The sequence below is a fragment of the Stenotrophomonas sp. YJH_SMC_20 genome (genome assembly GCF_059367845.1).
On record NZ_JCAFRG010000003.1, the window covers coordinates 170,819 to 190,927 of the forward strand.

17 protein-coding genes are annotated in these 20,109 nt (G+C 66.1%); 13 read left to right on the forward strand and 4 right to left on the reverse strand.

Annotation, left to right across the window (positions count from 1 at the left end):
* Positions 1 to 127 precede the first annotated feature (127 nt).
* The 3 genes from AC5P6A_RS06805 (at position 128) to AC5P6A_RS06815 (ending at position 3,143) form a co-directional block, all read left to right on the forward strand.
* Complete coding sequence (locus AC5P6A_RS06805) at positions 128 to 409, forward strand: YfhL family 4Fe-4S dicluster ferredoxin (protein WP_010484376.1); 282 nt, start codon at positions 128 to 130, stop codon at positions 407 to 409.
* Positions 406 to 2,136, forward strand: a complete 1,731-nt coding sequence (gene ggt / locus AC5P6A_RS06810; protein WP_155029341.1) for a gamma-glutamyltransferase — start codon at positions 406 to 408, stop codon at positions 2,134 to 2,136. Before AC5P6A_RS06805 ends, ggt begins: the two co-directional genes overlap by 4 nt.
* Before the next feature lie 119 nt (positions 2,137 to 2,255).
* Positions 2,256 to 3,143: an MBL fold metallo-hydrolase gene (locus AC5P6A_RS06815; RefSeq protein ID WP_019661213.1), complete on the forward strand. Its 888-nt coding sequence runs from the start codon at positions 2,256 to 2,258 to the stop codon at positions 3,141 to 3,143.
* 40 nt (positions 3,144 to 3,183) lie between these two features.
* On the opposite strand, the gene AC5P6A_RS06820 is transcribed toward AC5P6A_RS06815, so the two are convergent.
* Positions 3,184 to 3,477 carry a PsiF family protein gene (locus AC5P6A_RS06820; protein WP_019661214.1) on the reverse strand — a complete coding sequence of 98 codons (294 nt, stop codon included), beginning with the start codon at positions 3,475 to 3,477 and terminating at the stop codon, positions 3,184 to 3,186.
* Between the two features lie 186 nt (positions 3,478 to 3,663).
* Positions 3,664 to 4,296, reverse strand: a complete 633-nt coding sequence (gene upp / locus AC5P6A_RS06825; RefSeq protein ID WP_005409099.1) for a uracil phosphoribosyltransferase — start codon at positions 4,294 to 4,296, stop codon at positions 3,664 to 3,666.
* A gap of 218 nt (positions 4,297 to 4,514) precedes the next feature.
* On the opposite strand from upp, the gene AC5P6A_RS06830 reads away from it, so the two are divergent.
* Genes AC5P6A_RS06830 through AC5P6A_RS06845 form a run of 4 tightly spaced genes read left to right on the forward strand, consistent with a single transcriptional unit; the run spans position 4,515 to position 10,132 of the window.
* Positions 4,515 to 7,028 (forward strand): TonB-dependent receptor, encoded by a 2,514-nt coding sequence (locus AC5P6A_RS06830; protein ID WP_495222294.1) that lies wholly within the window; start codon positions 4,515 to 4,517, stop codon positions 7,026 to 7,028.
* The gene (locus AC5P6A_RS06835; protein WP_164145085.1) at positions 7,025 to 8,143 is read left to right on the forward strand and encodes a phytase; all 1,119 of its coding nucleotides are present in this window, start codon (positions 7,025 to 7,027) and stop codon (positions 8,141 to 8,143) included. The genes AC5P6A_RS06830 and AC5P6A_RS06835 overlap by 4 nt, the downstream gene beginning before the upstream one ends.
* 14 nt (positions 8,144 to 8,157) lie before the next feature.
* Positions 8,158 to 9,507 (forward strand): purple acid phosphatase family protein, encoded by a 1,350-nt coding sequence (locus tag AC5P6A_RS06840; protein ID WP_258009955.1) that lies wholly within the window; start codon positions 8,158 to 8,160, stop codon positions 9,505 to 9,507.
* A 10-nt stretch (positions 9,508 to 9,517) separates the two neighbouring features.
* Entirely contained in the window at positions 9,518 to 10,132 is a 615-nt protein-coding gene (locus AC5P6A_RS06845; RefSeq protein WP_021203979.1) for an inorganic diphosphatase, read from the forward strand.
* 19 nt (positions 10,133 to 10,151) lie between these two features.
* On the opposite strand, the gene AC5P6A_RS06850 is transcribed toward AC5P6A_RS06845, so the two are convergent.
* Positions 10,152 to 10,736, reverse strand: coding sequence for a hypothetical protein (locus AC5P6A_RS06850; RefSeq protein WP_019661219.1), 585 nt, complete (start codon positions 10,734 to 10,736; stop codon positions 10,152 to 10,154).
* Between the two features lie 109 nt (positions 10,737 to 10,845).
* Here AC5P6A_RS06850 and AC5P6A_RS06855 point away from each other — a divergent pair, with 109 nt between their 5' ends.
* Positions 10,846 to 12,261: a cryptochrome/photolyase family protein gene (locus AC5P6A_RS06855; RefSeq protein ID WP_180877720.1), complete on the forward strand. Its 1,416-nt coding sequence runs from the start codon at positions 10,846 to 10,848 to the stop codon at positions 12,259 to 12,261.
* Between the two features lie 140 nt (positions 12,262 to 12,401).
* Positions 12,402 to 13,097 carry a YiaD family glycine zipper/OmpA-like lipoprotein gene (locus tag AC5P6A_RS06860; protein ID WP_005416156.1) on the forward strand — a complete coding sequence of 232 codons (696 nt, stop codon included), beginning with the start codon at positions 12,402 to 12,404 and terminating at the stop codon, positions 13,095 to 13,097.
* A 222-nt stretch (positions 13,098 to 13,319) separates the two neighbouring features.
* Here AC5P6A_RS06860 and AC5P6A_RS06865 read toward each other — a convergent pair whose 3' ends face one another.
* Entirely contained in the window at positions 13,320 to 14,351 is a 1,032-nt protein-coding gene (locus AC5P6A_RS06865; protein WP_005409107.1) for a LysR family transcriptional regulator, read from the reverse strand.
* A gap of 146 nt (positions 14,352 to 14,497) precedes the next feature.
* Here AC5P6A_RS06865 and AC5P6A_RS06870 point away from each other — a divergent pair, with 146 nt between their 5' ends.
* From AC5P6A_RS06870 to AC5P6A_RS06885, 4 genes are all read left to right on the forward strand, one after another.
* Positions 14,498 to 14,725: a hypothetical protein gene (locus tag AC5P6A_RS06870; protein ID WP_019661221.1), complete on the forward strand. Its 228-nt coding sequence runs from the start codon at positions 14,498 to 14,500 to the stop codon at positions 14,723 to 14,725.
* Positions 14,722 to 15,492: an SDR family NAD(P)-dependent oxidoreductase gene (locus AC5P6A_RS06875; protein WP_180877721.1), complete on the forward strand. Its 771-nt coding sequence runs from the start codon at positions 14,722 to 14,724 to the stop codon at positions 15,490 to 15,492. Before AC5P6A_RS06870 ends, AC5P6A_RS06875 begins: the two co-directional genes overlap by 4 nt.
* Before the next feature lie 91 nt (positions 15,493 to 15,583).
* Positions 15,584 to 16,810, forward strand: coding sequence for an efflux RND transporter periplasmic adaptor subunit (locus AC5P6A_RS06880; RefSeq protein WP_019661223.1), 1,227 nt, complete (start codon positions 15,584 to 15,586; stop codon positions 16,808 to 16,810).
* A gap of 127 nt (positions 16,811 to 16,937) precedes the next feature.
* Entirely contained in the window at positions 16,938 to 20,108 is a 3,171-nt protein-coding gene (locus tag AC5P6A_RS06885; protein ID WP_099494590.1) for an efflux RND transporter permease subunit, read from the forward strand.
* Position 20,109 lies beyond the last annotated feature (1 nt).

The following is a 20,109-nucleotide window of genomic DNA, read 5'->3' on the forward strand; positions in this document are numbered from 1 at the left end:
AGCCATGGCGGCCATGCTCCGGCATGGCCCGGGCGGCACCCCGCAAGGATGCCGCTGATGACCTGACCGGCCCGCGCGCCCGCGCTGGCCGGTCCTTTGTCCCAAGGCGCGGGCGAGGAGTATCGCCATGTCGCTGAAAATCAACGAGCTCTGCGTCAACTGCGACGTCTGCGAGCCGGCCTGCCCGAACCAGGCCATTTCGATGGGTGAAACCATCTACGTGATCGACCCTGCGCGCTGTACCGAATGCGTCGGTCATTTTGACGAGCCACAGTGCGTGGTCGTCTGCCCGGTCGAGTGCATCGACCCGGACCCGGAGATCGTGGAAACGGAAGACCAGCTGCTGGCCAAGCTGCGCCAGCTGCAGCACGATCACCCCGAACTCTACGCGGAGCCCCCATCCGAATGAAGACGCTGATCGTTCGCCCCCTGTTGCTGCTCGGCCTGCTGCTGAGCCCGATTGCCTGGGCCGGCAGCCCGGTCCGTGCCGAGCGCCCTGATGGCGCCGCCATTGCCAGCGGCCATGCGCTGGCCACCCAGGCCGGTATCGACATCCTGGCCCAGGGCGGCAACGCCTTCGACGCAGCAGTGGCGGTGTCGTCCACGCTGGCGGTGGTCGAGCCGATCAGTTCCGGTCTGGGCGGTGGCGGCTTCTTCCTGCTGCACGATGCGGCCACCGGAAAGGACGTGATGCTGGACGCGCGCGAGACCGCGCCGGCCGCCGCGACCCCGCAGGCCTTCCTCGACAAGCAGGGCAACCTGGACCGTGACCGCTCGGTCAACGGCGCCTGGTCGGCCGGCATCCCGGGCCTGCCTGCAGCGCTGGTCGAACTGTCGGCCAGGCACGGCAGGCTGCCGTTGTCGGCCTCGCTGCAGCCGGCCATCCGCATCGCACGTGAAGGCTTCCCGGTGTACGAGCGCATGGCCAAGGGCTATGCCTCGCGCCGTGAAGTGATGGAGCGCTATCCCGGCACGCGCGAGGTCTACCTGCGTAACGGAACGCCGATCGCTACCGGAGACCTGTTCAAGCAGCCGGAACTGGCGCAGACGCTGGAGCGGCTGGCTGCGGGTGGCTTCGATGGCTTCTACAAGGGCCAGACCGGAAAGCTGTTGCTGGCCGGCGTGAAGCAGGCCGGCGGCAACTGGACCGCTGAAGAGCTGGCCGGTTATCGCGTGAAGCAGCGCGAACCGATCGTGTTCAACTACAACGGCTGGAAGATCACCACCGCGCCGCCGCCGTCATCCGGAGGCATCGCGCTGGCCAGCATGCTGCAGATCCTGGAAGGCTGGGACATCAGGAAGATGGACCCGGCGCACCGCACCCACCTGGTGGTGGAATCGATGCGCCGTGCCTACCGCGACCGTACCTTCTTCCTCGGCGATCCGGACTTCGTGCAGATCCCGCAGAAGGTGCTGACCAGCAAGGACTACGCGCAGGGCCTGCGCGCGACCATCCATCCGGAGAAGGCCACGCCCAGCGACCTGCTGTCGGGCAACCCGACGCCACTGGAAGATGACGAGACCACGCACTTCTCGATCATCGACCGTGACGGCAACCGCGTCGGCGCCACCCAGACCGTCAACCTGCTGTACGGCTCGGGCCTGATTCCGAAGGGCACCGGCGTGCTGCTGAACAACGAGATGGACGACTTCGCGCTGAAACCAGGCACGCCCAATGCATTCGGCGTGATGGGCTACGAGGCCAATGCGCCGAAGCCGGGCAAGCGCATGCTCAGCTCGATGACGCCGACCTTCATGGAAAACAGCGACAAGGTGATCGTGCTGGGCACCCCGGGTGGCAGCCGCATCATCACCATGGTGCTGCTGGGCATCCTCGGCTACGACGCCGGCCTGGACGCGCAGCAGGTTGCTGCGCTGCCGCGCTATCACCACCAGTGGCTGCCGGACCTGATCGAAGCTGAGGACGATGCATTCGACGCGGCGACGGTGAAGCAGCTGCAGGCGATGGGCCACAAGATCGACCTGCCGGGCAATGTCGCCGCAGGCGGCCGCGGTTCCAGCCACGTGTGGGGCAACCTGCAGACCGTGGAATGGGACCGCAAGGCGAACCGACTGTTCGGCGGCAGCGACCCGCGCAATCCGGTGGGCAGTGCCCAGGTCGTGCCGGCCCATTGACGTGGGAGTGCCGGCCACTGGCCGGCACTTCGGCGGATATCGAAACCCCGTCTTCGCCGGCGGGGTTTTCCGTTTGCTTTCTAGCGATTATTTAACGGTCCGGCGCCGATAATCGACACATGAAACTCTGGTCTATTCGTGGAAACTCGCAACGCCTTGATGGCGGCGCGATGTTCGGCAACGCGCCGCGCGCGTTGTGGGAAAAATGGGCGGCACCGGACGAGCTCAATCGCATCGAGCTGGCCTGCCGTGCGCTGCTTGCCAGTCCGCTGGAAGGCAAGACCGTGCTGTTTGAAACCGGTATCGGGGCGTTCTTCGATCCGCGCATGCGCGAGCGCTACGGCGTGCAGGAAAGCCAGCACGTGCTGATCGATTCGTTGCGCGAAGCCGGCTTCGAGCACGAGGACATCGACGTGGTGGTGCTCAGCCACCTGCATTTCGATCATGCTGGCGGCCTGCTGGCGGCATGGAGCGAAGGGCGCGAGCCCGAGCTGCTGTTCCCCAACGCAACCTATGTGGTCGGTGCGCAGCACTGGCAGCGCGCCGTGCAGCCACACCCGCGCGATCGGGCCAGTTTCATTCCTGAGCTGCCCGGCCTGCTGCAGGCCAGTGGCCGCCTGGAAGTGGTGGAGGGGGAGTACTCGAAGGCACTTGGCCGCAGCGTGCGCTTCAGCTACAGCGACGGGCATACGCCGGGGCTGATGCTGGCCGAGATCGTTGGTCATGCGCATGCCGGTGAAGATGCGCACGGTGGCGTGGTGTTCTGTGCCGACCTGATCCCGGGGCGCTCATGGGTTCACGTGCCGATCACCATGGGCTACGACCGCAACGCCGAGCTGCTGATCGACGAGAAGCGGCAGTTCCTTGAAGACAAGCTGGCGCGCAACGTGCGGCTGTTCTTCACCCACGACCCGCAGGTGGCGCTGGCGCAGCTGGGCCGTGATGACAAGGGACGTTTCGTGACCCTGCACGAACAGGGCGAGCTGAAGGCGCGCGCCCTGGGTTAACGGCAGAGCCGAGCGTGGGCTCGGCTCTACATCACTCTCGTTACGACGCCTTCAGGCAGCTGCTCATGAAGGTCTTGCGCGCATCGCCTGCCAGCTTCTTCGCACCCGCGTCGGCATTGCACTTGCGCATGCGTTCCTGCTGTGGATTGACCGCCTTGGTTTCGGCGGCGTGGCCGCTGAGGCAGGAACTCTGCGCGGTCTTGTAGGCATCACCCTTCAGCCCCTTGTTCTTGGCCGAACATTCGGCCATGCGCTGCTGCTGCGGGGTGGTGGCGTTCGCAGCCAGGGGCAGGCCAACCAGCAGGACGGCGGCCAGCAGGAAAGCGGCTTTCATCGGAATGCTCCAAGCGGTGGCGGGTGCGCGGAGCATTCGCTTCCGACCGGTAAGGCCACGTGAAGGATCACGCGTCGGCCACGCCCGCGTCCACGGGCGTTCACGTGCCGCGGCGAAGCGCGCCCGCGAGTGGTTGGCGGATCAGAGCCCTCTCCTGCGGAGAGGGACCCGACCCGTTCACCGGGATTACCCGACGCGGGTTCCGAAGATGCGGTCGCCGGCGTCGCCCAGGCCCGGCAGGATGTAGCCCTTGTCGTTGAGCTGGGCATCAATGGCCGCGGTGTAGATCTCCACGTCCGGATGCACGGCCTTGACTGCTTCGATGCCTTCGGGCGCGGCCACCAGGAAGATGCCCTTGATGCGACGGGCGCCGGCGCGCTTGAGCATGTCGATGGTGGCGATCAGCGTGCCGCCGGTGGCCAGCATCGGGTCGAGGATCAGTGCGTCGCGCTCTTCCAGGCGGCCGGTCAGGCGCTCGAAGTAGGGCACCGGCTGCAGGGTTTCCTCATCGCGCTGCAGGCCCACCACGCTGACACGGGCGGCCGGGATCAGCGACAGCACGCCGCTGAGCATGCCCAGGCCGGCACGCAGGATCGGCACCACGGTGATCTTGGCGCCGGCAATGCGCTGAACCGTCACCGGGCCGGCCCAGCCGGGCAGGGTGTGCGGCTCGGTGTCCAGGTCGGCGGTGGCCTCGTAGGCCAGCAGGGTACCCAGCTCGTTGGCCAGTTCGCGGAAATCCTTGGTGCTGAGCGCGGCATTGCGCATCAGGCCGATCTTGTGCTGCACCAGCGGGTGGCGCACTTCGACGATCTTCATGGTCGGGAAGGGGGAAAGGAGAGAGAGGAGGCCATTTTGCCGGATTGGCGTGTCGAATCCCAAACCGGCCCCGGAGCGGCGTGACCGGAAATGTGCAGGTGCATGTCATGGCCATGCAACCTTGCGGACATATCGTGCAGACCCATTCTTAACAGGAATGGGGATTCCCAGTGCATATCAAGACTCCGTTGGCCGTTGCCATCACCCTGACCCTGGCAATGGGGGCCGCAGCACCGCTGCAGGCGGCCGGGCAGCAGGCGGTAGCCGCCACCGGCGCCGTGGCCGCCGACGCGGTCGACCTGGACCGCATCGAAGTACGCGCCCAGCTCGAGTCGCAGATCCGCGCAGTCGACCTCAAGCGCAGCAGCGACGCCATCGAGGATGCAGTGTCTTCCGACGCACTGGGCCAGTACCCGGACAAGAACGTGGCCGAGTCGCTGCAGCGCCTGCCGGGCATCAGCGTGACCCGCGACCAGGGCGAGGGCCGCTTCGTGGTCATCCGCGGCCTGGATGCCAATCTCAACAGCGTCAGCGTGGATGGCATCGCCGTCGGCACGCCGGAAGATTCCAGCCGCGCCGCGCCACTGGACGTTATCCCGTCCGACTCCACCGAGCGCCTGCGCGTGGTCAAGTCGCCGACCCCGGACATGCCCGGCGACGCCATCGGTGGCGCAGTGCTGGTGGAATCGGCCTCGGCCTTCGACCGCGACGGTCGCAGCCTGCGTGGCAAGATCGAAGGCAGCCACCAGCAGTTGTCCGGCGAGACCAGCCCCAAGGCCGCCTTCAACTACAGCGAAGTGTTCAACGACACCTTCGGCGTGGCCCTGGGCGTGAACTACCAGAAGCGGAAGTTCGAGTCGGACAACACCGAAGTGGAGTACGACGGCGAGGATGACGCCGCACCTGGCGACGTCACCGCGATCAACCTGCAGCACCGCAAGTACGAGATCGAGCGCAAGCGCATCGGCGCCAACCTCAACCTCGACTGGCGACCGAACGAAAACAGCAAGTACTACCTGCGCACGCTGTACAGTCAGTTCGATGATGCGGAGACCCGTCAGCGCGTGATCTTCAACTTCGATGACGCGAAGATGGTCAAGACCGGCACCGACCAGTACCGCCTGGACGGCATGCCGAAGGATTCCATCGACAAGCGCATGCGCTATCGCACCAAGAAGGAAAACGCCTTCGCGGCCAGCCTGGGCGGCGAGAACAAGTTGAACAACGCCGTGGTTGATTACCGGATCGGCTACACCCGTACCGAAGAGCGCGTGAACGACGAGATGGAGGCGCGTTTCAAGCTCAACGGCAAGGCGTTCAACGGCAGCCTGGACCAGAGCAGCCGGCTGCCCAGCTACAGCTTCGACAACCCGCAGTGGCTGGACAACAGCAATTACGCGTTCGACCGCTTCGTGCTATCGCCCAAGCAGGTGAACGACAAGGAGCACAGCGCGCAGGTCAACGTGCGCTTCGACGGCGACAGCAGCAGCATCAAGTTCGGCCTGCTGGGCCGCTGGCGCGACCGCGATGTGAATGTGGACGAGCGCGAACTGCGTGTCGGCCCGAAGGTGGCGCTGTCGAGCTGGACCACCACCTCGCCGGAACACCGCCACGGCGATATCGGTGACGGCATGGATTCGCCCGCGATGCGTGCCTATTGGGCTGCCAACGGCGGCCAGTACAGCGCCCGCCCGCAGGACGCCGGTGGCAATGCGATGACGTCGCTGGAAGAGGATTACGTGGCAAGCGAGGACATCTTCGCCAGCTATGCCATGGGTACCTGGGACGTGGGCGCACTGCGCATCATCGGCGGTGTTCGCGTGGAAAACACGCAGTTCAAGGCGATCGGCAACCAGGTGGACGTCGCTGCCAACGGCCGCAGCTTCACCGTTGCCCCGCGCGTGGCCAACAGCAGCTACACCAACGTGCTGCCGGGCCTGCACCTGCGCTATGACGCGGCCGATGACTGGGTGCTGCGCGCCTCGGCCAACAAGACCGTTTCGCGCCCGTCCTTCGGCGACGTTTCGCCGCGCGTGGGTTACAGCCGGGGTGACGAGGAAGTGCGCCTGGGCAACCCGGACCTGGACCCGTACGAGTCGAAGAACATCGACCTCTCGGTGGAGAAGTACATCGGCAGCAATGGCATCGTTTCGCTGGGCCTGTTCCATAAATCGATCGACGGTTACATCGTGGAGACCGTGCGCACCAATGATCCGGCCTACGGCGGATACGACGTGACCCAACCGATCAATGGCCGTAAGGCCACCGTGCGTGGTGCCGAATTCAATTGGCAGCAGCAGCTGGCCTTCCTGCCGGAGGGCCTGGATGGCCTGCTGGTCGGCGCCAGTGGCACCTGGCTGGATACCGAGTTCGATGCCGGCATCAAGGACCGTGCGGGCGAGGACTTCACGCTGCCGCGCGCTTCCAAGCATGTCTACAGCGCACACATCGGCTATGAAAAGTATGGTGTAAGCACGCGCCTGGCGGCCGTGTACCGCAGCGAGTATCTGGACAGCATCGGCAAGGGCCGCGCGTTCGACATCTACGTGGCACCCAACACCCAGCTCGATTTCTCGCTTGACTACAAGTTCACCCCGCGCGTGAGCGTGTACTTCGAAGCGCAGAACCTGCTGGACAAGCCATTGGAGCTTTACCAGGGCACCCGTTCGCGCACCCTGCAGATGGAAGAGTACGGCCGCACCTATGCGCTGGGCCTGAAGGTGGCGCTGTGAGGGGGCGTGGCTTCACCGTCCTGGCCGCCGCGCTGGCAGCCGCGCTGGTCGCCGGCTGCACGCCGGCCACCGGCACCGATCCGGTTGCGGGAGTAGCCGCGCCGGCCGCCGGGGGCGAGCGCGTGGTGACCACCATCGCCGAGGCCTTCCTGTCACCGATGACCCCGGCCGACAACATCGACTCGCCTGCAGCCTGGCGCGCGCCGGACGGCGCGCTGTGGCTGATCGCCACCGCCAAGGCCACCGACAAGCTGGTGGTCTACGACGGCAGCACCGGGCAGCACCTGCGTGACGTCGGCAGCAGCGGCACCGCACCGGGGCAGTTCGACCGCCCAAACGGTATCGCGGTGATCGACGACCTGCTGTGGATCGTGGAGCGCGACAATCACCGTGTGCAGGTGCTGAGCCTGCCGTACTTCACGCCGCTGGCGACGTTCGCTGCCGACGACCTGCGCAAGCCGTACGGGCTGTGGGTCGACCGCCGTGCCGATGGCTACAGCGTCTACGTCACCGACTCCTGGGACAACGGCGAGGATGCGCAGGGGCGTGACATCCTGCCGCCGCTGGCCGAGCTGGACAAGCGCGTGCGCCAGTACCACGTGTCCCGCAATGGCGCGAAGGTCGACGCGAAGCTTGTCGCCAGCATCGGTGACACCACCGAGGCCGGTGCGCTGCGCGTGGTCGAGTCGATCTGGGGCGATCCCGAGAACGACCGCCTGCTGATCGCCGAAGAGGACGAGAGCTACGCCAGCGAGTTCAAGGTCTACACCCTGGCGGGCCGCTTCACCGGCACCACCTTCGGCCGCGACGTTTTCAAGGCACAGGCCGAAGGCGTGACCCTGCGCACCTGTGGCAAGGACGGCTGGTGGATCACCACCGAACAGGGCAAGCAGCGCAGCGTGTTCCACCTGTTCGACCGGCACACGCTGAAACCGGTCGGCGCGTTCCAAGGCAATACCGTGGCCAACACCGATGGCATCTGGATGATGCAGCAACCCAGCGCGCGCTTCCCGCATGGTGCGCTGTACGCCGTGCACGACGACCAGGGCGTGGTGGCCTTCGACTGGGAGAGCATCGCCAAGCAGCTGGCGCTACCGCTGGAGTGTGGTGCATGAGCCGGCACTGCGTGATGCCTACGTTGGCACTGGGCCTGCTGCTGGCCCTCCCGTCGCTGTCGTTCGCAGCAGCCGAAGCCAATACCCAGGTGCCGGCGGGCAGCCGCCACTACGCGGCGACGACGGTACCGGACCGCATCGTCGCCTCCCCGTCGGCCGATCCCAGCCATGGGTTCGCCGTGGCCTGGCGTACCGACGGCAGCGTGCAGGCACCGCTGCTGGAGATTGCCCCCGCCGCGGATTCGCCCGCCATTGAGGGCATCCGCCAGGTGCGCGCAACGACCCGTTCGCTACAGACCGAGAACGGTCTGTCGCATCATCATCGCGCCGACATCAGCGGCCTGCGGCCGGATACCCAGTACGTCTACCGGGTGCAGGGCAACGGCAGCTGGAGCGCCTGGAACCAGCTGCGTACGCTGGCCGCCGCCGACCAGCCGCTGACCCTGCTGTACTTTGGCGACACCCAGAACAAGAACGTCAGCCATGTCAGCCGAGTGGTGCGCGCCGCGCAGAAGGCCGCACCCGAGGCGCGCATGAGCCTGTTCGCTGGCGATCTGGTCAGTGGAGGTGATGGTGCCGATGACAGCGAGTGGGGTGAGTGGTTCGCTGCGACCAGTTGGCTGGCGCAGGAGACCCTGGTGGCGCCGGCGATCGGCAACCACGAGTATTTCGAGGAGTTCGAGGACACTCCGCAGGAACGCCGCGTGCTGGGCAGGCACTGGCCGCTGACGTTCGCACTGCCGGGAAATGGTGCCACCGCTGCACAGCAGACCAGCTATTGGTTCGACGCGCAGAGCGTGCGCGTGGCCGTGGTCGATGGCACGTCAGCACTCGACCTGGGCACCGCCACGGCACAGGCACAATGGCTGGACAAGGTGCTGACCGGAAATCCCCAGCCGTGGACCATCGTGCTGCTGCACCAGCCGTTCTATTCGCCGCGCGAAGGCCGCGAGAACGCCGCATTGCGTGACGTGCTGCTGCCGGTGGTGCGCCGCCACAATGTTGACCTGGTGTTGCAGGGCCACGATCACACCTACGGCCGCCGTGGCGAAGGGCAGGCCGCAACCCCGCAGTACGTGGTGACCGTGGCCGGGCCCAAGCAGTACCGTCTCTCCGACGAGGCACGAAAGACGATGGATCCGGTGGCCGAGGACACCCAGCTGTTCCAGGTGTTGAACATCGATCCGCAGCGCCTGCGCTATGAGGCGCGTACCGTGACCGGTCGTCTCTACGATGCCTTCGAGTTGCGCCGCGATGCCAAGGGGGGCAAGCAGCGCACGGAGCTGACCGAAGGCCGCATTACGCCACGCGACTGCCCGCGCGCACAGACGGCCAAGGGTCGTACCGACCGCTGCTGGGAATGAGGAGATGCCGATGACCACACACCGCCGTATCGTTCCTCTCGCTGCCATCGGTGCGGCACTGCTGTTGCTGGCCAGTGCAGTGACCGCTGCCGATACCGTGCTGCACCCGTTCCTGGCCGACCAGCCGAAGCAGGCCCCGGATGAAGTTCACCTGGCGGTGGAGATTCCTGCCGGCAGCTTCACCAAGTACGAGATCAAGGAAGACGGCCTGGTGCATGTGGATCGCTTCCAGTCGATGCCGGTCGCCTATCCGGCCAACTACGGTTCGATGCCGCGCACGCTGGCTGGCGACAACGATCCGCTGGACGCGCTGGTGCTGACCCGTGAACCCCTGCATCCGGGCGTGATCGTGCGCTTCCGGCCGATCGGTTACCTGAAGATGATCGATGGCGGCGAGCACGACGAGAAGATCATCGGCGTACCGACCGACAAGGTCGACCCGACCTACGCCACGATCCGCGATCTGAAGGATCTGCCGGAGGTCGAGCGCCAGCGCATCGAGGCCTTCTTCCGGGTCTACAAGGACCTGCCGGCCGGGCGCAACCCGGTGCAGCTCAACGGTTGGGGCAACGCCGCCGAGGCGAGGGCACTGATCAGCGAAGCGATGAAGCGCTTCGAAAAGTAGATCCACGCCATGCGTGGATTCAGTCCAGCAACGTCTCGATGAACGATTCGGCCTGCAGGCGGTCGCCCAGTACCCGGGCCACCGCCTGTACTGCTGCCTCCTGGTGTTCAGGGCGGATGCCGCCATCATCATCGTCGTTGTAGAGGTCATCGCCGGCATCGAGGTATACGGTGCCCGCTGCAGCCAGAGCCGCCATCAGGGTCGGCACATCGGCGGTGATCTCGCCGGCATCCAGCAGGCCGGCACCGTGATGGCTGAACAGTACACGGCCATCGTCCAGGTCGAGGATGAACGGATCGGCGCTGCGATCGGCAATCACCAGCCAGTTCGATGGCCAGTCGTTGATCCGTTCGCCGCTGACGCCGTGCCATCGATAGCCGGCCTGCTGGCTCCACAGGCGTTGCAGTGGCGGTATCCAGACATCAAGGCCGGGAACGGTGATGCCGGCGCGGCCAACCCTGGCATTGATCTGTTCGCCCAGCGGCCCCACCTGCGCGTAAAAACGTGCCAGTACGGGGGGCAGCGGGAACGGGCCCTGCCAGTCACGCTCGTGCTGGGCATGCAGCAGCCCGAAGCGGGCGAATGAGGCGTGCAGATCTTCCATGTCAGAGTCCAACGGGTAGCGGCCGTGCAGCCTAGCAGACAGCGTCTGCGCGCATCGCCTTCACCACCGCTGGCTATCATGTGCGCCTTCCACAACGAAGGCAGTGCCTGTGTCGGTAGCGTTGGTATGGTTCCGCCGTGATCTGCGGCTGCAGGACAATCCGGCCCTGCAGGCCGCGCTGGATGCAGGTCACGATGTGGTGCCGGTCTACATCCACGCGCCGCACGAGGAAGGCGAATGGGTGCCCGGTGCGGCCTCCGATGCCTGGCGCCACCGTTCACTGGCCGCGCTGGATGCGGACCTGCGCGCGCGGGGTTCCTCGCTGGTGCTGCGCAGCGGCGATAGCCTGCCGGCCCTGCAGTTGCTGATCGAGCAGGCGGGCGCCGAGGCGGTGTACTGGAACCGCAAGTACGAACCGGCCACCCAGCCCCGCGACGCGGCCATCAAGCGCACGCTGCGCGAGCAGGGCATCGACGCGCAGAGCTGCAATGGCAGCCTGTTGTTCGAACCCTGGGACATTGCCACCCAGCAGGGCCAGCCGTACAAGGTATTTACGCCGTACTGGCGCAATGTACTCAGTCATTGGCGCCTGCCGGCACTGCAGGCTGCACCGGAAGCACTGGCGCCGCACGCGGTCGACAGCCTGGCATTGGATGATCTCCAGCTGGCACCGACGCTGGACTGGGATACCGGCTTCTGGGAGCACTGGCAGCCGGGTGAAGCCGGTGCGCTGGAAGCACTGTCCGTCTTTGAAGACGGTGCCCTTCGCGGGTATCGCGAGCAGCGTGACCTGCCGGACCGTGTCGGGACCTCGCGGTTGTCGCCCCATCTGCACTTCGGCGAGATCGCGCCGTGGCGCATCGCGCAAGCCCTGGAAGGGCTGCGCAGTGCGGCCACCGATGCCGACATCGACGGCTTCCTGCGCCAGCTGGGCTGGCGTGACTTCGCCTACCACCTGCTGCATCACTTCCCGAAGACGCCGACCGACAACCTCAACCCGCGCTTCGACCGTTTCCCGTGGGCCACTCCGAGTGCCACGCAGCTGCACGACTGGCAGCGCGGCAATACCGGCGTGCCGATCGTCGATGCCGGCCTGCGCGAGCTGTGGCACACCGGCTACATGCACAACCGGGTGCGGATGATCGTGGCCAGCTACCTGTGCAAGCACCTGCGCGCGCACTGGCTGCATGGCGCGCGCTGGTTCTGGGACACCCTGGTCGACGCCGACCTGGCCAATAACACCATGGGCTGGCAATGGGTGGCCGGGACTGGCGCCGATGCCGCTCCGTACTTCCGGGTGTTCAACCCCGTGACTCAGGCCGAGAAATTCGATCCGCAGGCACGGTACATCAGCCGCTGGGTGCCCGAACTGGCCGCGCTGCCGGTGAAGGCCCGGTTTGCGCCGTGGCAGCATCCGCTGCTGCTGGCGGCGCATGCCCCGGGCTATCCGCGTGCGCCGCTGGTGGACCTGGCCGCGGGCCGCGACGCCGCATTGGCGGCATACCGCCAGTCGGGGGCGGGGTAAAGGGTGACCCGAGCGATCCGGTCAGTTAGCTGAACGCGGCCCTGTCGGCGCACCGGATCATCATCCCGACGTCGCATCGGGCTGTTTATTCTCTCTGCGCCCGCAAGCCGCCGGCCCGTCCGGAAACCAAGGAGAACCTCATGATCCGCAACACCACCCGCAACGTCGCACTGGCCCTGATGAGTGCGGCCGTCCTGTCGGCCTGCGCCACCGGCGGCTCCTACGTGCAGAGTGACCAGTACGGCAATCCGACCGAGCAGCAGAACCGCACTGGTCGTAACGCGCTGATCGGTACCGCCATCGGCGTGGCTGCCGGCCTGTTGACCGGCGACAGCGCCACCGAGCGCCGTCAGCACGCATTGATCGGTGCCGGTATCGGTGCGCTCAGCGGCGCCGCGGTCGGCCAGTACCAGGATCGCCAGGAACGCGCGCTGCGCGAGCGCACCGCCAACACCGGCATCGATGTGCAGCGCCAGGGCGACAACATCATGCTGAACCTGCCGGACGGCATCACCTTCGACTTCGGCAAGGCCACCCTGAAGCCGCAGTTCTACGGCTCGCTCAACGGCGTCGCCGGTACGCTGCGTGAGTACAACCAGACCATGATCGAAGTGGTCGGCCACACCGACAGCATCGGCAGCGACGCTGTGAACAACCGACTGTCGAAGGAACGCGCCGACTCGGTCGCCCAGTACCTGATCGGCCAGGGCGTGCAGAGCGTACGTATCGAAACGCTGGGCGCCGGCAAGGCGTATCCGATTGCCGACAACAGCACCGACGCCGGCCGTGCCAAGAACCGCCGCGTCGAGATTCGGGTGATTCCGCTCAAGCAGTAACGCGTAGCGTTATTGCTTGAGCCGGTCCGGCCATCGGCCGGAGCGAAAATGCCGCCCTTGCAGGCGGCATTTTTGTGGGTGCCGAGCGTTGCTCGGCACGCCGATGGCGTATGCGGAGTCTAGCCGTGCTCGACTCACCAGAGGCAGTCGAGCGTGGCTCGACTCTACAGAAACCGGCATCGCGCGCCCGGGTAGAGCCACGCCATGCGTGGATACCCCCGGCTACGCCGCCGAAGCGGCCACCTTCTCCAGGATCCGCTTGCCGCTGCTTTCCAGAGCGGCGTCTTCCTTTTCCTTCTGCTGCTGCGCCAGCTTCGCACCCGGGCACTGCGCCAGCATGTAATTGGCGTCGAAGTTGAGCTTCTCGACCAGGAAGTCGACAAACGCACGCACCTTTGGCGAGACCAGGCGGCCGCCGGCGAACACGGCGTTGAAGTCTACTTCCGGGCCGGTCCAGCCGGCCAGCACGCGGCGCACCATGCCCGATTCAACGAACGGCTTGGCCATCACGTCGCCGGTCAGCAGCAGGCCTTCGCCACAGACCAATGCACCATTCAACGCAGACATGTCGTTGGCGGTCATCAGCGGGGTAACCGGGAAGTCGCGCAGTTCCCCACCGTTCTCGCCCAGCTGCCAGGTGAAGCGCGGCGAGTTGCCGGTGTGGTACGGCTTGCGCATCGCAAGGATGCGATGGAACTGCAGTTCTTCCGGATGCAGCGGCTCGCCGTAGCGCTCGATGTAGGCCGGGCTGGCGAACACCTGCGTCCGCAGGCTGCCCAGCTTGCGCGCGACCAGATTGGAATCGGGCAGGGCACCCACGCGCAGCGCCAGGTCCGCTTCACCGGCGATCAGGTCCAGCTTTTCGTTGCCCATGTGCATGTCCAGGCGGATCTCCGGGTACTGCGCATGGAACTGGCCCAGCAGCGGGGCGATCCAGGTGATGCCGATCGAATAGGGCACGGTGAAGCGCAGCCAGCCGCGCGGGCCGGACTGCAGCTGGCTCACCGCGCTTTCGGCCTCTTCAAGCTCGCGTGCGATGCGCTGGCAATGTTCGTGGTAGATCGAACCAGCTTCGGTCAGGCCGAGGCGGCGCGTGGTCCGGTGCAGCAGGCGCGCGCCCAGGCGCGTTTCCAGCTCCTGCACTTTGCGGCTGACCGTGGTCTTGGGCAGGCCGAGCGATTTGGCAGCGGCAATGAAGCTGCCTTGCTCGACCACTTTGACGAAGATCAGCGTCTCGTTGAGATCGTGGGACATGGTCGGGATCCTGGACGTCGGGGATGGGACAATCGTGACAGAACGATTGGACCGGGAGCGGGATGATTATTCCCCTTAATCAGGACTAATCAAGTAAAGGTTTGAGGTCTATCGTGGCGCCATTCGTTAATTGGAGCCCGTCCGCCATGAGCCTGCGCAACATTCTTGCCCGACTCCGGAACGCCGGCCAGAGCACCCTGGACCTGGCGATGACCGTCGAAGCCCGTCCGAGTTCCTTGGTACACAAGGACTTTCGTGAGTTTACCGCGCCCATGCGTCAGCAGCGTGGCGGCGCCATCCGCTTGGCCCCCCACAAGGGTGACCGGCTGCGCCGGATCGGGACTATCCCGGATTTGGGAGGAAATGTCCCGTGAATGGGATACTGACGCCCGAAGTTCTGGTCCTTGGTGGTACCGGTGCCGTGGGCCAGGGCGTGGTCGGCGCCTTGCTGGAAGCCGGCAGTCCGGTGCTGGTGGTTGGTCGCGATCCGGGCCGGCTGGCTGCGCTGCATGAGCAGTTCGCCGATGAGCCGGGCCTGGAGACGCTGCTGGGTTCACTCAGCGATGACGGCTCGGCACGCGCCCTGGCCGAACGCATCGGGCAGCGACCGCGTCCATTGGCCGCGGTGATCGCGGCCATGGGCGGGCCCTACCGTCGCGGCCGGGTGATCGACCGCAACGGCGAGGAGCTGCTCGGGGCCATGCAGGCCGACCTGATGCCGCATGTGCATTCGGTGCGCCACCTGCTGCCGTTGTTGCAGGACAACGTGCATGCGCGGCGCTATGTGATGATCGGCAGCCCGGCCAGCGCCAAGCCTTGGGCGGGCTACGGCGAGACCTCGATCACTACCGCCGCGCTGCGCATGTACGCGCAGGTGGTGCATCAGGAAGCGCAGGCGCTGGGCGTGCGCGCGCAGATGCTGGAAGTCTGCAGCCCGGTGTGTACCCCGGCCAACGCGGCCAACGCCTGCATCGAGTGGCCCAGCTCGCTGCTGGTCGGCCGCCGCGTGGTCTCGCTGCTCGATGGTTGCCGGGACAACCGCGCCATCGTCCGCTGCGACAGCAGCGATGCCGAACTGCCACGCGGCCTGCTGCACCTGGAAGTTCCCCCTTTGTGGCGCGATACCGCAGGCGTCGCTTGACCTCGACCAAGGTTGAGGTCGCAGTATGCGCCGCCGTTTTTTGCAACACGTTCCCATATTGCTGTACCACCCCTCCGTACGGATGCATGCCATGACTTCCCCCAATACCACCCCACATCGTTTCGGCCATCGCATTGCGATGGTTGGCGTGTCGATCCTCGCCGCGGCCGTGCTGGCGGCCTGCAGCGGCGGCCATGCCGAAGAGGCCGGTGCACCGCCGCCGCCGCAGGTCAGCGCCGCGCCGGTGCTGGTCAAGCAGGTCAGCCAGTGGGACGAGTTCAGCGGCCGCGTCGAAGCGGTACAGAGCGTTGAACTGCGCCCGCGCGTGTCCGGCTACATCGACAAGGTCAACTACGTCGAAGGCCAGGAAGTGAAGAAGGGCGATGTGCTCTTCACCATCGACGCCCGCAGCTACCAGGCCGAGTACGACCGCGCAGCCGCCGAGCTGGCCCGTGCCCGCACCCAGGCCAGCCTGGCCCGCAGCGAGTCAGAGCGTGCCAAGCGGCTGTCCGAGCAGCAGGCGATCTCCACCGAGACCGCCGAGCAGCGTCGCGCGGCTGCCGACCAGGCGGGGGCTGCCGTGCAGGCCGCGCAGGCGGCCCTGGATGCAGCCCGGCTCAACCTGGAATTCACCAAGGTGCGCGCGCCGATTGACGGCCGTGCCGGCCGCGCGATGGTCACCGCCGGCAACCTGGTCACTGCTGGCGACAGCGCCAGCGTGCTGACCACGCTGGTCTCGCTGGACACGGTGTTCGTCTACTTCGATGCCGACGAGAGCACTTTCCTGCGCTACGCCCAGATGGCGCGCAAGGGCGAGCGCCCGAGCGAGCGGGACAGCGAGCTGCCGGTGAAGGTCGGCCTGTCGGGGGAAGAGGGCTATCCGCACTCGGGCAAGGTCGATTTCCTCGACAACCAGGTGGCGCGCAGCACCGGTACCATCCGCGTCCGTGCGCTGCTGGACAACGCCGACCGCCAGTTCACACCGGGCCTGTTCGCCCGCGTGCAGCTGCTTGGCAGCGGCCAGTTCCAGGCCCTGCTGATCGACGACAAGGCCGTGCTGACCGACCAGGACCGCAAGTACGTCTATGTGGTCGACAAGGATGGCAAGGCCCAGCGCCGCGACATCCAGCTCGGTCGTACCGCCGACGGCCTGCGCATTGTCGAGCATGGCCTGGCCGCAGGTGACAAGGTCATCATCGACGGTGTGCAGAAGGTCTTCATGCCGGGCATGCCGGTGCAGGCCAAGGCGGTGGCCATGCAGCCACCGGCCGCAAAGCCCGCACCGGGCCGCGATGCCACCGCTGCGCTGAACCACTGATCCGCCCGCTCCTGATCCGCGTCCCCGCTTAGCTGCCGGCGCCAGCGGCAGCCTTCCCTGCCTTCGTCATATTGGCGAGGGGCGGGGCGGCTGTTGCCCGCCGAATGCCTTTCCCAGGAATTCCTCCATGGACTTTTCCCGCTTCTTCATCGACAGGCCGATCTTCGCGGCGGTGCTGTCGATCGTGATCTTCGCCGCAGGCCTGATCACGATTCCAATCCTGCCGATCAGCGAGTACCCCGAAGTGGTGCCGCCGTCGGTGGTCGTGCGCACGGTCTATCCGGGCGCCAACCCCAAGGTCATTGCCGAGACCGTTGCTACCCCGCTCGAAGAGGCGATCAACGGCGTCGAAGGCATGATGTACCTGAAGTCGGTTGCCGGCTCGGACGGCGTGCTGCAGATGACCGTCACCTTCCGCCCGGGCACCGACCCGGACGCGGCGGCGGTGAAGGTGCAGAACCGCGTGGCGCAGGCACAGGCACGCCTGCCCGAGGACGTGCGCCGGCAGGGCGTGACCACGCAGAAGCAGTCGCCCACCTTCCTGATGGTGGTGCACCTGACCTCGCCGCAAGGCAAGTACGACACTCTGTACCTGCGCAACTACGCGCGCCTGCACGTCAAGGATGCGCTGGCGCGTATTCCGGGCGTGGGTGACGCGCAGATCTTCGGTGGCGGCGACTACGCCATGCGTGCCTGGCTGGATCCGGACAAGGTGGCTTCGCGCGGCCTGACCGCCAGCGACGTGGTGCGCGCTATGCGCGAGCAGAACGTGCAGGTGTCGGCCGGCCAGCTCGGCGCCGAACCGCTGCCGGACAGCAAGTTCCTGACCCTCATCAATGCCCAGGGCCGGCTGAAGACCGAAAAGGAATTCGGTGACATCGTGCTCAAGAGCGGCACGGATGGCGAGATCGTGCGCCTGTCCGACGTGGCCCGCCTGGAACTGGGCGCGGGCGACTACACCCTGCGCTCGCAGCTGGACGGCAAGAATGCGGTGGGTATCGGCATCTTCCAGTCGCCGGGTGCCAACGCGCTGGAAATCCGCGACCAGGTCATCTCGACGATGGACGAGATGCAGAAGACCATGCCGGCCGATGTGAAGTACGAAGCGGTGTATGACACCACCATCTTCGTGCGCGATTCGATCAAGGCCGTGGTCTCCACGCTGCTGGAAGCGATCGCCCTGGTGGTGCTGGTGGTGATCCTGTTCCTGCAGACCTGGCGTGCGTCGATCATTCCGTTGATCGCGGTGCCGGTGTCGGTGGTGGGTACCTTTGCCGCGCTGTACCTGCTGGGTTTCTCGATCAACACGCTGAGCCTGTTCGGCCTGGTGCTGGCGATCGGCATCGTGGTCGACGATGCGATCGTGGTGGTGGAGAACGTCGAGCGCAACATCGAGGAAGGCCTGTCGCCCACTGCGGCGGCACACCAGGCCATGCGCGAAGTGTCCGGCCCGATCGTGGCGATCGCGCTGGTGCTGTGCGCCGTGTTCGTGCCGATGGCGTTCCTGTCCGGTGTCACCGGCCAGTTCTACAAGCAGTTCGCCGTCACCATCGCCATCTCCACGGTGATCTCGGCGATCAACTCGCTGACCCTGTCGCCGGCCCTGGCCGCGCGCCTGCTGAAGGCCCATGGTGCGCCGAAGGACGGCCCGAGCCGCCTGATCGACCGCCTGTTCGGCTGGGTGTTCCGTCCGTTCAACCGCTTCTTCAAGTCCAGCTCGGAGAAGTACGAACGTGGCGTGGCCCGCATCCTCGGCCGTCGTGGTGCGGTGTTCGTGGTCTACGCGATCCTGCTGGTCGGTACCGGCGTGATCTTCAAGCTGGTGCCGCCGGGCTTCATCCCGACCCAGGACAAGCTGTACCTGATTGCGGGCGTGAAGCTGCCGGAAGGTTCGTCGATCGCACGCACCGATGAAATGCTGCGCAAGGTGGCCAAGATCGCCCAGGAAACCGATGGTGTGGCCCACACCATCTCGTTCCCGGGTTTGAATGCACTGCAGTTCACCAACACGCCCAACACCGGTGTGGCGTTCATTCCGCTCAAGCCGTTCGCCGAGCGCCATGGCCGCACTGCCGCGCAGATCAACGCCGAGATCAACCAGAAGATCGCTGGCCTGCAGGAGGGCTTCGCGTTCGCGATGATGCCGCCGCCGATCCTCGGCCTGGGTAACGGCAACGGCTACCAGATGTTCATCGAGGACCGCGGCAACCTGGGCTACGGCGCACTGCAGAATGCCGTGCAGGCGATGCAGGGTACCGTTGCGCAGACCCCGGGCATGGCCTTCCCGATTTCCAGCTACCAGGCCAATGTGCCGCAGCTGGATGCCGAGGTGGACCGCGTCAAGGCCAAGGCACAGGGCGTGCAGCTCACTGAGTTGTTCGACACGTTGCAGACCTACCTGGGTTCGGCCTACGTCAACGACTTCAACCAGTTCGGCCGTACCTGGCAGGTGATCGCCCAGGCCGACGGTCCGTTCCGCGAGACGGTCGAGGACATCGGCAAGCTGCGCACCCGCAACGATCGTGGCGAGATGGTGCCGATCGGTTCGATGGTCACCATCAAGCAGACCTTCGGCCCGGATCCGGTGCTGCGCTTCAATGGCTACCCGGCAGCGGACCTGGCCGGCGAGGCCGACCCGCGCCTGCTGTCCTCGGCCGAGGCGATGACCAAGCTGACCGAGATCGCCGGCAAGGTACTGCCGGTCGGCATGACCACCGAATGGACCGACCTGAGCTACCAGCAGGCAACCCAGGGCAAGGCCGCCTTCATCGTGTTCCCGGTGGCGATCATGCTGGCCTTCCTGGTGCTGGCCGCGCTGTACGAGAGCTGGTCGCTGCCGCTGGCGGTGATCCTGATCGTGCCCATGACCCTGCTGTCGGCGCTGTTCGGCGTGTGGCTGACTGGTGGTGACAACAACGTGTTCGTGCAGGTCGGCCTGGTGGTGCTGATGGGCCTGGCGTGCAAGAACGCAATCCTGATCGTCGAATTCGCCAGAGAGCTGGAGATGGGCGGCAAGGGCATCGTTGAAGCCGCGCTGGAAGCCTGCCGCCTGCGTCTGCGCCCGATCGTGATGACCTCCATCGCGTTCATCGCCGGCACCGTGCCGCTGGTGCTGTCGCACGGCGCAGGCGCCGAGGTGCGCTCGGTAACCGGTATCACCGTGTTCGCCGGCATGCTGGGCGTGACCCTGTTCGGCCTGTTCCTCACCCCGGTGTTCTACGTGGCACTGCGCAAGCTGGTTACCCGCAACGGTGGCGGCCAGCTGGTGCAGCATGGCGAACCGACCATCCATCACTGAC

Coding starts and splice junctions, on each gene's coding strand:
- AC5P6A_RS06885 (WP_099494590.1), top strand. CDS start 16,938: ATGGACTTTTCCCGCTTCTTCATCGACAGGCCGATCTTCGCGGCGGTG.
- upp (WP_005409099.1), bottom strand. CDS start 4,296: ATGAAGATCGTCGAAGTGCGCCACCCGCTGGTGCAGCACAAGATCGGC.
- AC5P6A_RS06840 (WP_258009955.1), top strand. CDS start 8,158: ATGCCTACGTTGGCACTGGGCCTGCTGCTGGCCCTCCCGTCGCTGTCG.
- AC5P6A_RS06865 (WP_005409107.1), bottom strand. CDS start 14,351: ATGTCCCACGATCTCAACGAGACGCTGATCTTCGTCAAAGTGGTCGAG.
- AC5P6A_RS06850 (WP_019661219.1), bottom strand. CDS start 10,736: ATGGAAGATCTGCACGCCTCATTCGCCCGCTTCGGGCTGCTGCATGCC.
- AC5P6A_RS06805 (WP_010484376.1), top strand. CDS start 128: ATGTCGCTGAAAATCAACGAGCTCTGCGTCAACTGCGACGTCTGCGAG.
- AC5P6A_RS06880 (WP_019661223.1), top strand. CDS start 15,584: ATGACTTCCCCCAATACCACCCCACATCGTTTCGGCCATCGCATTGCG.
- AC5P6A_RS06830 (WP_495222294.1), top strand. CDS start 4,515: ATGGGGGCCGCAGCACCGCTGCAGGCGGCCGGGCAGCAGGCGGTAGCC.
- AC5P6A_RS06845 (WP_021203979.1), top strand. CDS start 9,518: ATGACCACACACCGCCGTATCGTTCCTCTCGCTGCCATCGGTGCGGCA.
- AC5P6A_RS06815 (WP_019661213.1), top strand. CDS start 2,256: ATGAAACTCTGGTCTATTCGTGGAAACTCGCAACGCCTTGATGGCGGC.
- AC5P6A_RS06820 (WP_019661214.1), bottom strand. CDS start 3,477: ATGAAAGCCGCTTTCCTGCTGGCCGCCGTCCTGCTGGTTGGCCTGCCC.
- AC5P6A_RS06870 (WP_019661221.1), top strand. CDS start 14,498: ATGAGCCTGCGCAACATTCTTGCCCGACTCCGGAACGCCGGCCAGAGC.
- AC5P6A_RS06860 (WP_005416156.1), top strand. CDS start 12,402: ATGATCCGCAACACCACCCGCAACGTCGCACTGGCCCTGATGAGTGCG.
- ggt (WP_155029341.1), top strand. CDS start 406: ATGAAGACGCTGATCGTTCGCCCCCTGTTGCTGCTCGGCCTGCTGCTG.